This window comes from Actinoplanes xinjiangensis (assembly GCF_003148685.1).
Lineage (GTDB): Bacteria > Actinomycetota > Actinomycetes > Mycobacteriales > Micromonosporaceae > Actinoplanes > Actinoplanes xinjiangensis.
The window spans coordinates 188,896-202,545 of the sequence record NZ_QGGR01000003.1; the positions used below are offsets into that span (position 1 = coordinate 188,896).

A 13,650-nucleotide genomic window follows, 5' to 3' on the forward strand; every position below is an offset into this window, starting at 1 on the left:
CTCGCACGGAACTCACGGGAAGATGGTAATGGGGTTGATGATGTCAGCGGTCGCCGTCAACAGGGTGAACGCACCACCGATCAGGATGACCGCGTACGTCAACGGCATGAGCTTGTAGTAGTCCACCCGGCCCGGATCGGGCCGCCGGAGCAGGCGGTACAGCCGGGAGCGCAACGCCTCGAACCAGGCGATGGCGATGTGACCGCCGTCGACCGGGAGCAGTGGCAGCAGGTTGAACAGGCCGATGAACACGTTCAGCGAGATGAAGACGCCCCAGAAGACCTCGGGCACGCCCCGCTCCAGGGCCTCGCCGCCGATCCGGCTGGCGCCGATGACACTGATCGGGGTGTCCGGGTCACGCTCGTCGCCGGTGATCGAGTTCCACAGGGCGGGGATCTTCTCCGGGATGCGCGCCATGGCCCGCATCGAGTTCTCGACGAGGAACCAGTTGTACTCACCGGAGGCCGGGATCGCGCTGAGGCCGTTGTAGTGGATGACGGCCGGCTGGTCGGTGGTCCGGCTGATCCCGGCCACGGCGACCGTGGTGATCGGACCGGACGGGTCATCGATCGGGCGCCGTTCGGCGGAGATCAGGCTGATGGTCGCCTGGGCCGTCTGACCGTCACGCGTGTATTCGAAGACGGTCGGCCCGGTCGGCGCCGCCCGAATGGCGTCGGTGAGCTGCCCGTAGTTGGCGACCGGGGTGGCGCCGACCTTGGTGATCACGTCACCGGTCTTGAGGCCCGCGGCGGCGGCGGGGCCGGAGGCGGCGCTGCCCACACCGGGCTTGCACTCGGTGGCGGTGTCGGTCAGGGAGGTCAGGAGACAGTCGGCCACCCGGACCATGGCGGGTGCGGCCCGCTCCTCCGCGGCGGTCCGCGGAAGATCCATGTTCGGCAGGCCGATCGCCCACGCCATCACCCAGGCGCCGACCAGCGCGAGCATGAAGTGCGTGATCGAGCCGGCGGCCATCACGACGGTCCGCTTCCAGACCGGGAACCGCCACATGGCGCGGTGCTGGTCCTCCGGGGCGACGTCGTCGTCCTGCGGCGTCATACCGACGATCTTGCAGAAGCCGCCGAGCGGGATGAGCTTCAACCCATACTCGGTCTCACCCCGGTGGAACGAGAAGATGGTCGGACCGAAACCGACGAAGTACTTCGTGACCTTCATCCCGAAGCGCTTGCCGGTGACCATGTGTCCCAGCTCGTGCAGGCTCACCGAGATCAAAATGGTCAGCGCGAAGGCTGCGCACCCCAACCAGAACAGCATCAGGCTCCTTCAGCCACAGTCTCGATGGTCCGCTGCGCCTGGGCACGCGCCCATGCTTCCGCGGCAAGCACGTCTTCGACGGTACCCGGCTCCGCGAAATCCGGGGCCGCCGCCAGCACCTGTTCCAGCGTGTCGACGATGCCCAGGAACGGTAGCCGACCGGAGACGAAAGCGGCCACACACTCCTCGTTGGCGGCGTTGTAGACGGCCGGCAGGCAACGCCCCGCCCGGCCCGCCTGTTTCGCCAGCTCGACCGCGGGAAACGCCTCGTGGTCCAGGGGCCGCAGCTCCCAGTTGTGCGCGCTCGTCCAGTCCACCGCGGCGGCCGCCGACGGCACCCGCTCCGGCCAGGCGAGCGCGAGCGCGATCGGCAGCCGCATGTCCGGCGGGCTGGCCTGGGCGAGGGTCGACCCGTCGGTGAACTCGACCAGCGAGTGCAGCACCGACTGCGGGTGCACCATCACCTCGATGTCGTCGTACGGCACGCCGAACAGCTCATGGGCCTCGATCACCTCGAGCGCCTTGTTCACCATGGTGGCCGAATTGATCGTGACGACCGGCCCCATGTCCCAGGTCGGGTGCTTGAGCGCCTCCTCGGGTGTGACGTTCGTCAGCTCCTCGCGCCGCCGGCCGCGGAACGCCCCGCCGCTCGCCGTGAGCACCAGCCGCCGCACCTCGGCCGCGGTGCCGCCGCGCAGGCACTGGGCCAGCGCCGAGTGCTCGGAGTCGACCGGGACGATCTGCCCCTCCTTGGCGATCCGCCGGACCAGCGAGCCACCGGCGACCAGGGACTCCTTGTTGGCCAGCGCGAGGATCCGGCCAGACTCCAGAGCGGCCAGGGTGGGGGCCAGGCCGAGACTGCCGACCACACCGTTGAGGACCACGTCACAGGGCCACCGGGCCAGCTCGGTCATCGCATCCGGCCCGGCCACGATCTTGGGGAGTTTGAAGTCGCCGGTCGCCCAGCCGCGTTTCTGGGCCTCGGCGTAGAAGGCGAGCTGGAGGTCCTGGGTGACCGAGGCGCGGGCCACCCCGACCACCTCGACGCCCAGTTCGAGGGCCTGGGCGGCGAGCAGCGCGACGTTACCGCCGCCCGCGCCGAGGGCCACCACCCGGAACCGGTCCGGGTTGCGCCGGACGATGTCGATGGCCTGGGTGCCGATGGACCCGGTGGAGCCGAGCAGTACGAGGTCTCGCATACCGCCCATTCTCGCGGACGGCCCCGGAGGCCCCTACGTGCGCCCGTGGGAAAGCCGACGGTCCGCCGGCCGCCGGAGAGCGGGCCCGCGTCAGGACCGGACGTGCGCCCGCATGAACGCGATGACTTCGGCGGCCGTCTCCGGCGGCAGCGCGACGGTCGGGACGGCGTAGAAGCCGCTCTGCCCGGTCCGGGCGATGAGCAGCCCCGGCGCCTCGTCGAGCCGGTCCACGGCCGCCCAGCGGATGAAGTACTCGGTCAGGTCGGTGGTCATCCGGACGCCCTGGTCGTCGATCCGGTACTCGGTGGGACGACTGAGCAGTCCCTGCATCCTGCCGACCACGGTCCGGACCGTCAGCTCCGGCACCAGCAGGATGCAGGCCAGCCCGAAAAGTACGGTGACGATCCGGAAGACGAGTTCGTCGTCCAGCGAGAACACCAGCCCGAACACGATCAGGAGCGCACCGGCCAGCCGGAAGAACCGGGCCTGTCCCCGCATGAACCGCCGGATCGAGACGACGAGTTGCGCGCGGGTCGGGTGCGCGGAGAACGAGAAGGCGATGTCGGTGTCCACGAATGCGAGATCATAGTGATCCCCGGCATCGATCGGGGTACCTGTCAGGCGTGCACAAGGTGATCACGGCCCTCATGCGGCCGCTGCGTGGCAAGGACGTCGCGCTGCACGCCGCGGCGATCACCTTCTACAGCGGCATCGCGGTGGTGCCGGTGGCGCTGCTGGCGATCTGGCTGACCGGGCTGCTGGTGGGCGCCGAGCGCGTACGCGAGCTGACCGGAAGGACGCTGGCCTCGCTGCCGGACGAGATCGGCGCGCCCGGCGCGCTCGCCGCCCTGATCGACGCCGGGCTGGCGCTGACGCCGATGTTCGCGCTGGCCAGTCTGCTGCCGGCGACCCTGTACGGCGAGGGCCTGCGCCGGGCGTTCGCCTCGATCGCGCGCCCCGGCGAGAAGCTGGTCGGCTGGCGCGGCCGGCTGCTCTGGCTGCCGCTGCTGGCCGCCGCCCCGGCCCTGCTGCTGTCGCTGCTGCTGGCGCTGCCGACCACGAGCAGCCTGTGGGTACGCGGCGGCTGGTGGTCGGTGCTGGCCGTGGTGCTGTCGTTCCTGGCGATCTGGTTGCTGCTCACCCCGGTGGTGATCTGGGTGTTCCGCTATGTCGCCCCGGGGCGCCCACCGTGGCTCACCACCGTGCTGATCGGCTCGTTCACCGCCGCGAACCTGTCCGGTTTCCTGCACGGGTTCGTGCTGTTCACGTCGTTGCCACTGGACCTGGGGGTGCCGTTCGGCGGGCTCACCGAGGTGGGGGCGGTGGTGGCGATCGGGCTGTGGCTCTACCTCTTCCACGTGGTCCTGCTCACCGGTTTCGCGGCTACCCGGGCCGTCGGGCCGCGATTCTCGGATGATTCGACGAGGTCACCGAGCGCGATCACAAGATAGCCTCGCGAACCATGACCCCCATTCCGGACCGTGCCGACGTGGTGATCATCGGGGCCGGTCACAACGCTCTGGTCTCCGCGATCCTGCTCGCCCGCGCCGGGCTCGACGTCGTCGTGCTCGAGGCCGCGGGTGTGATCGGCGGCGCCACCCGCACCGAACACCCCTTCCCCAAGGTGCCCGGCCTCGGCCAGTCCACCGGCTCCTACCTGCTCGGGCTGATGCCGCCGGAGCTGCTGCGGACCCTCGACGTGGACATCCCCGTGCTGCGGCGCGACCCGCACTACTTCCTGCCCGGGGTCGGCGCCGGTTCGCCGTACCTCCTGTTCGGCAGTGACGGCAAGGCCAACCGGGCGCAGCTCAGCGACCGGGACGCGGCCGCCGACGAGGCGCTGGCCGTGGAGATCGGCGCGATCCGCGCCGATCTCGCGCCGGCCTGGCTGGAGGAGCCGACGCCGGTCGAGGAGATCGCCGACCGGCACATCCGGCCGCAGCTGCAGAGCACCTTCCTCGATCTGGTACGCGGTTCGGTCGCCGGCTACCTGGGCCGGTTCGGCTTCGCCAGTGAGCTGCTCGTCGCGATGTACGCGGTCACCGACGGCCTGTCCGGGCTCAACGCGGGACCCGACGATCCGGGGACCGGGCACAACTTCCTGGTGCACAACATGTGCCGGCTGCCCGGTTCGGACGGGACCTGGCTGATCGCCGAGGGCGGCATGGGCACCGTGTCGCGGACCTTCGCCGACGCGGCCCGCGCCGCCGGGGCACGGATCTTCACGGATGCCCGGGTGACCTCGGTGACCGTCGACGGCGGGGCGGCCAGTGGGGTCGTGCTGGCGGACGGGCGGGCGGTCGACGCCCGGGTCATCCTCGGCGGCTGTGACCCGTACCAATTGATGGATCTCGTCCCGGATGGTGCTCTGCCCGCCGCGCTGACCGAGCGGATGGCCGCCGTCAAGCGCCCCGGCAGCACCCTCAAAGTCAACCTCGCGCTGCGGGACCTGCCGGTCTTCGACTGCCTGCCGCCCGGCGCGCCGTCGCCGTTCGGCTCGACCATCCACCTGCTGCCCGGCAGCGGCTCGCCGATGGCCAATCTGCGCGGCATGTGGGCGGACGTGCAGGCCGGGATCCTTCCGGCCGAGCCGACCATCGAGTGGTATCTGCACACCACCGTCGACCCGTCGCTGCGCGACGAGGCCGGACACCATTCCTCGGCGTTGTTCGTGCAGTCGGTGCCGTTCGAGCTGGCCGGCACGTCGTGGGACGAAGAGCTTCCGGGGTACGTCGACCGGCTGCTCGCCATCTGCGACAGGTATGCGCCCGGCACCTCGGACCTGGTCGCCGACGTGTTCCCGCTCACTCCGCCGGGGATCGAGCGGCATTTCGGGATCACCGGCGGGCACATCCACCACGTCGACAACACGGTCGCGTTCGACAAGCGGATGCCCTACGCCACCGGGCTGGACGGTCTCTACCACGGCTCGGCCGGGGCGCACCCGGCCGGCAGCGTGATCGGCGCGGCGGGCCACAACGCGGCCCGCCGCATCCTCAAGGATCTCGCCGTCTAACCCTCTTTACTGGCCCTGATCTTGTGGCCGACGCCGGTCAGGCATCGGCCACTGGGCAGGTCGAACTTCCAGCCGTGCAGCTGGCAGGTGAGCACGTTGCCGTCGAGGACACCGAATCGGGACAGGTCGGCCTTCAGGTGCGGACAGCGCCTCTGGACCGTCCAGTCGCCGAACTGGATGTCCTCGGCGTCGACGGACTTCTCGTGCTCGTCGTACCAGCCCTCGGCGTACTGCAGGCGCTCCTCGGACAGACACTTGAAGAACGCGTACACGAACTCGTTGTACTGCCCGATCCGGGCCGCGGAGAAGCGGCAGGACAGGAACAGCGAGTTCACCCAGTCGCCCTCGTCGATGAAGATGAGGTGCTCGATCAGCTCCCGCTGGGTGCGGAACCGGTAGCGGACCTTCTCGTCGGCATACGCCCGGACCTGCTTGCCCGGGAAGTCCACGACGATCGACTCGACCTCGTCGCCGTCGTACGACACCAGGTCGAAGCGGACCGGGCCGCCGACGCCCTTGGCCATGTAGAGCGACTCCTCGAGCAGCGGCTCGATCCGCTTCTTCAGCTCCTTGAGGACATCGATCTCCGGGTGCCGCCAGGACGCCTTCTCCGCCTCGATGATCGGGCGCTTGCGCTCCCGCATCTCCTCCAGGTGCGCCTTCTTGTTGGCGAAGAACTCGTCGACCGGCGTCGGGTGCGTGGTGGTCTGCCTCGTGCCGCCGTCAGTCAGCTCGGTCACGCTGCCGGGCAGTTGGACGACCGCGTTGGTGCCGCCGACCTTCGCATACTCCGTCAGGAACACCGACTGGTCGGGGAAGATGTTGCCCTCGTCACCGTGGATGTCGTTGAACTGCCACAGCTCGTCGTCGAGGAAGCACGGCGGACCGGCGATCGGGAAGACGAAGTCCGCCTTCAGGTCGTCGATGTAGCGCCACGTACGGTCGAACTGGCGCTCCCGCTTCTGCTTGCCGAACGCGGTCTTCGCGTTGTCCGGCAGCTCGTAGACCATCGGATACCAGATGGCGCCGGAGAACTGCAGCATGTGGGCGTGCACATGGCCCAGCTCGTTGAACCGGGTCAGGTCCGCGGGACGGGCGTCGTTCTGGTTCAGGACGCGGATCCCGTCATACTCCACCCAGAGCGACGAGTCGCCGATCGGGCCGTCGGTCGGGCTGATCAGCGCCTGGATCATCACCTTCAGGCCGCCGTCGAGCTCGTGCACCTCGTCCGACTTCGTCCGCAGGAAACTGGTGAAACCCAGCGCCCGCAGCTCGTCCTCCAGCTGGCTCGTCGGATACTCCGGCAGCAGGACGGTCGCCTTCTTGTTGATGAACCTCTTCAGGTGCTCCGCGTCGAAGTGGTCCCGGTGCAGGTGGGAGACGTACAGGTAGTCGACGTCGCCGAGCGTCTCCCAGTCGAGGAGGGAGTTGTCCGGGAACGGGAACCACGAGGCGAAATACGCCGGATTCACCCACGGATCGCACAGAATGCTGCCGGCAGCGGTGTCGATCCGCATGCTCGCATGGCCGGTGCCCGTGATCCGCACTTTGATCGCTCCTCTGCTTACGGCTTGCACAACCGCCTCTGCGGTTCTTGACCGCCTCGAAAGTACAGCCGGGTTGCTGCGGTTCGCCCGTCGACCCCGTGACAGACTGTTTCAGATCCACCATCGACTAGGAGGTCGCCACCGTGGCTGCGGAAGAACACCACGAGGAGGTCTACGCGCCCGACCAGCTGAAGCCCGGCAACCGCAAGCGGGCTCAGAAGGGCGCGATCATCTCGGCCGCGATCATGCTGCTCTACTTCTGGGGCAACCAGCAGGGCAACACCGAGAAGGTGTGGCTCGTCGTGATCGCGATCGGCCTTGTCGCCGTCCTCATCGGCGACGCGGTCCTGCGCCGCAGCGGTCTGCGCCCCAACGACCAGTAAGGCCCCGGCAGCAAAAGAGGGGGCCGAGGCCCCCTCTTTTTCGCATGCCTGATCTCACCGCCGGCTTCGCATGCCTGATCTCACCGGCGGCGCAGCAGGATGTCCTTCACCTCGCGCAGCGCGGCGTCGACCTCGGCCTCGAAGTAGCCGTTCGGCACCAGGCCGAACTGGAGCATGTCGAGATCGTTCTCGTTCACCGGCATCGGACCGCGGCCCGTCATCGCCTGCAGGATGCCCTCGAACAACCGGTCCACCTGCATCGGGTCGTAACCGCTGCCGAACCGGCGCGGCTGGAACGTCCGCCGCAACTGGTCCACCCGGTACAACTCGCCACCCGGCTCACCCAGCGGCGGGCCGAGCTGCGGCTGCTGCGGCTGCTGAGGCTGGCCGTAACCGCCGCCGCCCCCGCCGTACGGCGGGCCGCTCATCGGCGCGCCCGGCATCGGCGAACCCGGCATGGCCATCGGCGAACCCGGCATCGGGGCGCCCGGCATCTGCTGCCCGTAGCCACCGCGCGGATCCCGGTCCGGCATCCGGATCTCGGCGGTCATGTCCGCCTTGCCGTGCCGGCCCGCCTCGAAGCCGTCGTAGCCACCCTGGTCGTACCCACTCGGGTCGTAACCGGGCGGCGGGCCGGGACGCTGCGGCAGCTGCGACGGCGGGGGCTGCTGCTGCGGCTGCTGCTGGCCGTAGCCGGTCGGCTCGTCGTAACGCCCGTACGGGTCCGGGCCCGGCGGCAACTGCTGCTGACGCTGCGGCATCTGCGGCGGCATCATCCGGTCGTCGCGCATCGGCGCGGGCAGCCGCTCGGTCGGCGGCGACGCCATCTGGGCCGCCGGGTTCATCCCCGGGGCGCCGGGGCCACCCGGGCCACCGAATCCACCGGGACCACCGCGGCCCGGCATGCCCTGCGGCTGCATGCCCTGGCCCTGCGGGAAACCCTGGCCCTGCGGGAAACCCTGCACCTGCGGGCCGGGGCCGGCGGGCCCACGGTCGAAGCCACCGCGGTCGAAGCCCTGGCTCTGGCTCATCGCCGGCGGGCCGGAGACAGAGCCGGCCGTCAGGCCGCTGCGCATCGAGTCGCGCATCGGGTCCGACGCGGGACGGCCGCCCCGCTCCTCGAACTCGGCGAGCTGGCGCTCGACCCGGTCGAGATGCAGGTCGACCTGCCACTCGTCGTAGCCGCCGAACCGCACCCGGAAGACGACGTCGTGCACCTCCTGCGCACCGACCGGCGGACCGACCTGCTCACCGGCCAGGGTCGCCTCGACCCGGTCCAGGAACGCGTCGACCTCGTCGACCTTGTAGCCACGCCGCAGCGCACGCCTTCGGAAACGCTGCCCCTGACTCGTCACAACGTCTCCCACTCCGCTCGCTGGGACCTGCGCCCAGTCACTGTGCCACCTCCGCGTCGGCTGCGGCGCCCCCTGCGCTCGCGTCCGTCAGCTCACCCGCGGCCAGCTGGCCGCACGCGCCGTCGATCTCCCGCCCCCGGGTATCGCGAACCGTCGTCGAGACGCCGGCCTCCTGCAACCGGCGGACGAACTCGCGCTCGACCGGTTTCGGGCTCGCATCCCACTTGCTGCCCGGCGTCGGGTTCAGTGGGATGAGATTCACATGGGCCAGCTTGCCTTTCAGAAGACGGCCGAGCAGGTCGGCACGCCAGGGCTGATCGTTTACGTCCCTGATCAGGGCGTATTCGATGGAAACCCGACGGCCGGTCTGTGCCGCGTAGTCGAACGCGGCGTCGAGCACCTCGGCCACCTTCCAACGCTGGTTGACAGGCACAAGCTCATCGCGCAGATCATCATCGGGGGCATGAAGTGACAGCGCAAGAGTCACCGAGAGCCCTTCGGCGATCAACCGGCGCATAGCGGGCACCAAACCCACCGTCGACACCGTGATGTGCCGCTGGGAGAGCCCGAGACCCTCCGGAGCCGGCGACGTCAGCCGCCGCACGGCCTCGATCACCCGCGGATAGTTGGCCAGCGGCTCGCCCATCCCCATGAAGACCACCCGGGACAACCGCGGCGGCGAACCGGTCACCGCGCCCGAGGCGGCCACCCCGGCCAGATAGACGACCTGGTCCACGATCTCGGCCACCGACAGGTTGCGGGTCAGGCCCTGCTGGCCGGTCGCGCAGAACGGGCAGGCCATGCCACACCCGGCCTGGCTGGAGACACACGCCGTCACCCGGTCGGGGTAGCCCATCAGGACGCTCTCCACCAGCGCGCCGTCGTGCAGCCGCCACAGTGTCTTGCGGGTCGCCCCGTCGTCACACGCCTGCTCCCGGATGGGGGTGAGCAGCGTGGGCAGCAGATCCGCGGTCAACCTGTCCCGCGAGCCGGCCGGCAGGTCGGTCATCTCGGCGGCATCCCGCACCAGGCGGCCGAAGTAGTGGGTGGAGATCTGCTTGGCCCGGAACTCCGGCTCGCCCAGGCTCGCGACGGCGCTCCTACGGGCGGCGAGATCCATGTCGGCGAGATGGCGTGGAGGCATGCTGGGGCGACGGCGTGTTTTCATCAGCCCGGACGGCAGGATGTCGGGCTGATCGGGACTGATCGGGATGACCGGAAGAATCGTCATGGCGTATCCAGTCTCCCACGTCCGCCGAGTAGGTCGCCCACAGCTAGCTCGGCAGGATGATCGCGAAGAGCAGGTATGCGGTCGGGACGGCGAACAGGATCGAATCCAGCCGGTCCATCAGGCCGCCGTGCCCGGGCAGCAGATTACTCATGTCCTTGACCTTCAGGTCCCGCTTGAGCATCGACTCGGCCAGGTCGCCGAGGACCGCCATCACCGAGATGACCGCGCCGAACAGCAGGCCCCAGTGGACCGGCACGTCCAGCAGGAAGAACAGCAGGGCGCTGCTGCCGATCGCGGCGGCCGTCACCGAGCCGGCGAAACCCTCCCACGACTTCTTGGGACTGATCTTCGGCGCCATCGGATGCTTACCCAGGAACACACCCGCCGCATATCCCCCGGTGTCCGAGAGCACCACGGCGACCAGGGTGCAGATCACCATGAGCGGGCCGTCGTTCTCGTCCATCCGGACCAGCATCGCCGCGAAGCTCAGCAGGAACGGGCCGTACACGGCGATCAGCACGCTCGGTGTGAAGTCACGGCGCACCGCCGCGACACCGTCGGCGAGGCGCCACAGGACGGCCGCGCCGATCGTCACGATCAGCCCGAGGACCAGGGCGTCGGCTCCCTCGAACCACGCCAGGCCGGTCATCAGCACACTGCCCGCGACCAGCGGGATCAGCGGCGGGTTCGCGCCCGTCGTGGAGAGCGCCCGGGCCATCTCCCACGCGCCGATGCCGGACGCCACCACCAGCACGGCCAGCAGCGCCACCGGCTGGATCAACAGCGAGGCGAGGACGATCAGGCCGAGACTCAGGCCGACCGCGATGGCCGCCGGGAGATTACGGCCGGCCCGTCCGCCGCCCTGCGGCTTGCGTCCCCGGCCGGCCCGGCGACGGCCCGGACCACCCTCCTCGCGCGCGGGTTCGCTCATCGGCTCCGTCCCGGCGTACGCGGAAACGGCCTCGGGGCGCCGGACTGCGGCATTCGGGTCCTCTGACTCATGGAAGTACGGCGCCGGCACGCTCGTGTCGTCGCCGGGGATCTGCCGGGCACGGGGATCGACGTAGGACATCAGACCTCGGGCGGGGTGGTGGGCGGGAGCGCCGCCGAACGCACTGACAAAACCAGGACCCCTACCTGCCGAAAATCTACGCCTCACAGGAACCGTGCAGAGCGTACTGCAAAGGTGACGCCTGAACAGCTGTCGAGATGGCGGGCAATTTAACCACCGGTGAACCCGCGTCGGCCGAACAGAGGAGAAGCCCGGCCCCCTCTGCGGAGGTACGCCGGGCTTCCACTGATGTTCAGACCTCGAGGAGCTCGGCTTCCTTGTGCTTGAGCAGCTCGTCGATGATCCCGACGTAGCGGTGCGTCACGTCGTCGAGCTCCTTCTCCGCCCGGCGGCCATCGTCCTCACCGGTCTCGCCGTCCTTGACGAGCTTGTCGATCTGGTCCTTGGCCTTGCGGCGCACGTTACGGATCGCGACGCGCCCGTCCTCGGCCTTACCGCGGGCCACCTTGATCATTTCGCGGCGGCGCTCCTCCGTCATCTGCGGGAGGTGGATGCGCAGCTGCGTACCCTCGTTGTTGGGGTTGACCCCCAGGTCGGAGTCCCGGATCGCCCGCTCGATCGGCCCCAGCTGGGACGCGTCGTACGGCTTGACGATGACCATGCGCGGCTCCGGGACACCGACGGACGCCATCTGCGTCACCGGTGTGGGGGCGCCGTAGTAGTCGACCAGGATCTTGGAGAACATCGCGGGGGTGGCCCGGCCGGTCCGAATGGCGGCGAACTCCTCCTTGGCGTGCTCGACCGCGCTCTCCATCTTCTCCTCGGCCTCGAAGAGGGTTTCCTCGATCACCGGCTCTTCTCGCCTCCTTGCTGTCTTCGGTGGTGCCGGATGTGGGGACTTGGACGCGACCTCAGTCGGCGGTGATCAGGGTGCCGATCCGCTCACCGGCGCACGCACGCACGATGGTGTCGTCGCCCTCCGCGCCGAAGATCAGCATCGGCAGTTTGTTCTCCTGGCAGAGGCTGAAGGCGGCCTGATCGGCCACTCGCAGACCACGCAGGAGAACCTCCTGGAAGGTGATGGATTCCAGTTTCTTGGCGGTGGGGTCGATCCGGGGATCGGCGGTGTAGACGCCGTCGACGCCGTTCTTGCTCATCAGCACCATGTCGGCACGGATCTCCAGCGCGCGCTGGGCGGTGACCGTGTCGGTGGAGAAATACGGCATGCCGGCGCCGGCGCCGAAGATCACGACGCGGCCCTTCTCCAGGTGCCGGATGGCACGCAGCGGAAGATACGGCTCGGCGACCTGGGCCATCGTGATGGCGGTCTGCACGCGCGTCTCGATGCCCTCCTTCTCCAGGAAATCCTGGAGGGCCAGGCAGTTCATCACCGTGCCCAGCATGCCCATGTAGTCGGCCCGGTTACGGTCCATACCGCGCTTCTGCAGCTCGGCGCCGCGGAAGAAGTTACCGCCGCCGACCACCACGGCGACCTGGATGCCGCGCCGGATGACGGTGGCGATCTGCCTGGCCAGCGACTGCACCACATCGGGCTCGACGCCGACGTCGCCGCCGCCGAACACCTCACCGGAAAGTTTGAGGACGACCCGCCGTGGGCGCATGGTCGGCAGGCTCTGATCGTCGGCCGCGGCGGACTGCTCGGTCAGCATCGTCATGAGACCCGCCTTCCCTTCTCCATCTGTCAAGAGACCTTATGCGACCGGGAGGCCGGGCGCTCAATCGCGTACCCGACCTCCCGACGCATTGCTTTCGGTGCTGCCTTACTCCTGGCCGACCTCGAACCGGACGAACCGAGTGATCTCGATGCCCGCCTCGGTGGCGATCTGCTTGACCGTCTTCTTGTTGTCGACGACCGAAGGCTGCTCCAGCAGGACGAAGTCCTTGAAGAAGGAGTTCACCCGGCCTTCGATGATCTTGGGCAGAGCCTGCTCCGGCTTGCCCTCCTCACGAGCGGTCTGCTCGGCGACGCGGCGCTCGGTCTCGACGACCTCGGCCGGCACCTCCTCGCGGCTCAGGTACCTCGGCCGCATCGCGGTGATCTGCATGCCGATGCCACGGGCGTCCGAGTCGGCCGCCTCGTCGTCCTTGCCGGTGTACTGCACCAGGACGCCGACCTGCGGAGGCAGGTCCTGCGCCTTGCGGTGCAGGTAGACCGCGACGGTGCCGTCGATGATCGTGAAGCGGTTGACCACGATCTTCTCGCCGATCTTGGCGGCGTACTCCTCGACGGTCGCGGCGACGGTCTTGCCGTCCTCCAGCGTCGCGGCGAGCAGTGCGGCGGCGTCAGCGATCTTGTGCTGCTCACCGAACTCGACGAAGCGCTGGCCCAGGGCGACGAAGTCCGGGGTCTTCGCGACGAAGTCGGTCTCGCAGTTCAGCTCGAGCAGCGCGTTGCCCGAGTGGCTGACGATGCCGTTGGCGGCGGTCCGGCTGGCCCGCTTGCCGACGTCCTTCGCACCCTTGATGCGCAGGAACTCGACGGCCTTCTCGAAGTCGCCCTCGGACTCCTCCAGCGCCTTCTTGCAGTCCATCATGCCGGCACCGGTGAGGTCGCGGAGCTTCTTCACGTCCGCGGCGGTGTAGTTAGCCATGACTCTTCTCTCGATGTCAGTCG

Annotated in this window: 13 protein-coding genes; 3 read left to right on the top strand and 10 right to left on the bottom strand. The window is 69.1% G+C overall.

Translation table 11 applies throughout. The annotated features are described in order from the left end of the window. Positions 1 to 12: 12 nt before the first annotated feature. The 3 genes from BC793_RS07785 to BC793_RS07795 all read right to left on the bottom strand — a co-directional run bounded on the left by BC793_RS07785 (position 13) and on the right by BC793_RS07795 (position 3,044). Positions 13 to 1,272 (bottom strand): M50 family metallopeptidase, encoded by a 1,260-nt coding sequence (locus BC793_RS07785; RefSeq protein WP_109590749.1) that lies wholly within the window; start codon positions 1,270 to 1,272, stop codon positions 13 to 15. After that, positions 1,272 to 2,480, bottom strand: coding sequence for a 1-deoxy-D-xylulose-5-phosphate reductoisomerase (dxr, locus tag BC793_RS07790; RefSeq protein ID WP_109590751.1), 1,209 nt, complete (start codon positions 2,478 to 2,480; stop codon positions 1,272 to 1,274). The genes BC793_RS07785 and dxr overlap by 1 nt, the downstream gene beginning before the upstream one ends. An 81-nt stretch (positions 2,481 to 2,561) precedes the next feature. Continuing rightward, positions 2,562 to 3,044, bottom strand: a complete 483-nt coding sequence (locus tag BC793_RS07795; protein WP_109590753.1) for a YcxB family protein — start codon at positions 3,042 to 3,044, stop codon at positions 2,562 to 2,564. A gap of 74 nt (positions 3,045 to 3,118) precedes the next feature. Here BC793_RS07795 and BC793_RS07800 point away from each other — a divergent pair, with 74 nt between their 5' ends. Both BC793_RS07800 and BC793_RS07805 read left to right on the top strand, forming a co-directional pair. After that, on the top strand, positions 3,119 to 3,922 hold the full coding sequence (locus tag BC793_RS07800; protein ID WP_109591455.1) for a YhjD/YihY/BrkB family envelope integrity protein: 804 nt from the start codon (positions 3,119 to 3,121) through the stop codon (positions 3,920 to 3,922). Between the two features lie 11 nt (positions 3,923 to 3,933). Continuing rightward, a complete protein-coding gene (locus BC793_RS07805; RefSeq protein WP_109590755.1) occupies positions 3,934 to 5,487 on the top strand; it encodes a phytoene desaturase family protein in 1,554 nt (517 codons plus the stop codon). On the opposite strand, the gene BC793_RS07810 is transcribed toward BC793_RS07805, so the two are convergent. After that, positions 5,484 to 7,034 carry a Rieske 2Fe-2S domain-containing protein gene (locus BC793_RS07810; RefSeq protein WP_109590757.1) on the bottom strand — a complete coding sequence of 517 codons (1,551 nt, stop codon included), beginning with the start codon at positions 7,032 to 7,034 and terminating at the stop codon, positions 5,484 to 5,486. The two genes, BC793_RS07805 and BC793_RS07810, sit on opposite strands and share 4 nt — an antisense overlap. A gap of 143 nt (positions 7,035 to 7,177) precedes the next feature. On the opposite strand from BC793_RS07810, the gene BC793_RS07815 reads away from it, so the two are divergent. Then, entirely contained in the window at positions 7,178 to 7,417 is a 240-nt protein-coding gene (locus tag BC793_RS07815; RefSeq protein ID WP_109590759.1) for a DUF2631 domain-containing protein, read from the top strand. Positions 7,418 to 7,497: 80 nt separating this feature from the next. On the opposite strand, the gene BC793_RS07820 is transcribed toward BC793_RS07815, so the two are convergent. The 6 genes from BC793_RS07820 to tsf all read right to left on the bottom strand — a co-directional run bounded on the left by BC793_RS07820 (position 7,498) and on the right by tsf (position 13,627). Beyond that, positions 7,498 to 8,772, bottom strand: coding sequence for a DivIVA domain-containing protein (locus BC793_RS07820; RefSeq protein ID WP_109590761.1), 1,275 nt, complete (start codon positions 8,770 to 8,772; stop codon positions 7,498 to 7,500). A 37-nt stretch (positions 8,773 to 8,809) separates the two neighbouring features. Further along, the gene (gene rlmN, locus BC793_RS07825) at positions 8,810 to 10,003 is read right to left on the bottom strand and encodes a dual-specificity RNA methyltransferase RlmN (protein WP_109590763.1); all 1,194 of its coding nucleotides are present in this window, start codon (positions 10,001 to 10,003) and stop codon (positions 8,810 to 8,812) included. Positions 10,004 to 10,046: 43 nt separating this feature from the next. After that, positions 10,047 to 11,075 (bottom strand): phosphatidate cytidylyltransferase, encoded by a 1,029-nt coding sequence (locus BC793_RS07830; protein ID WP_109590765.1) that lies wholly within the window; start codon positions 11,073 to 11,075, stop codon positions 10,047 to 10,049. 232 nt (positions 11,076 to 11,307) lie between these two features. After that, on the bottom strand, positions 11,308 to 11,865 hold the full coding sequence (gene frr, locus BC793_RS07835; RefSeq protein WP_109590767.1) for a ribosome recycling factor: 558 nt from the start codon (positions 11,863 to 11,865) through the stop codon (positions 11,308 to 11,310). A gap of 61 nt (positions 11,866 to 11,926) precedes the next feature. Beyond that, the gene (gene pyrH, locus BC793_RS07840) at positions 11,927 to 12,637 is read right to left on the bottom strand and encodes a UMP kinase (protein WP_239169707.1); all 711 of its coding nucleotides are present in this window, start codon (positions 12,635 to 12,637) and stop codon (positions 11,927 to 11,929) included. A gap of 159 nt (positions 12,638 to 12,796) precedes the next feature. Next, entirely contained in the window at positions 12,797 to 13,627 is an 831-nt protein-coding gene (gene tsf / locus BC793_RS07845; protein ID WP_109590771.1) for a translation elongation factor Ts, read from the bottom strand. Between the last annotated feature and the right edge of the window lie 23 nt (positions 13,628 to 13,650).

Excerpts from the sequence above, each read along its gene's own strand:
- BC793_RS07785 (WP_109590749.1), bottom strand. The coding sequence starts at position 1,272 with ATGCTGTTCTGGTTGGGGTGCGCAGCCTTCGCGCTGACCATTTTGATC.
- dxr (WP_109590751.1), bottom strand. The coding sequence starts at position 2,480 with ATGGGCGGTATGCGAGACCTCGTACTGCTCGGCTCCACCGGGTCCATC.
- BC793_RS07800 (WP_109591455.1), top strand. The coding sequence starts at position 3,119 with ATGCGGCCGCTGCGTGGCAAGGACGTCGCGCTGCACGCCGCGGCGATC.
- BC793_RS07805 (WP_109590755.1), top strand. The coding sequence starts at position 3,934 with ATGACCCCCATTCCGGACCGTGCCGACGTGGTGATCATCGGGGCCGGT.
- rlmN (WP_109590763.1), bottom strand. The coding sequence starts at position 10,003 with ATGACGATTCTTCCGGTCATCCCGATCAGTCCCGATCAGCCCGACATC.
- BC793_RS07830 (WP_109590765.1), bottom strand. The coding sequence starts at position 11,075 with ATGTCCTACGTCGATCCCCGTGCCCGGCAGATCCCCGGCGACGACACG.
- pyrH (WP_239169707.1), bottom strand. The coding sequence starts at position 12,637 with ATGCGCCCACGGCGGGTCGTCCTCAAACTTTCCGGTGAGGTGTTCGGC.
- tsf (WP_109590771.1), bottom strand. The coding sequence starts at position 13,627 with ATGGCTAACTACACCGCCGCGGACGTGAAGAAGCTCCGCGACCTCACC.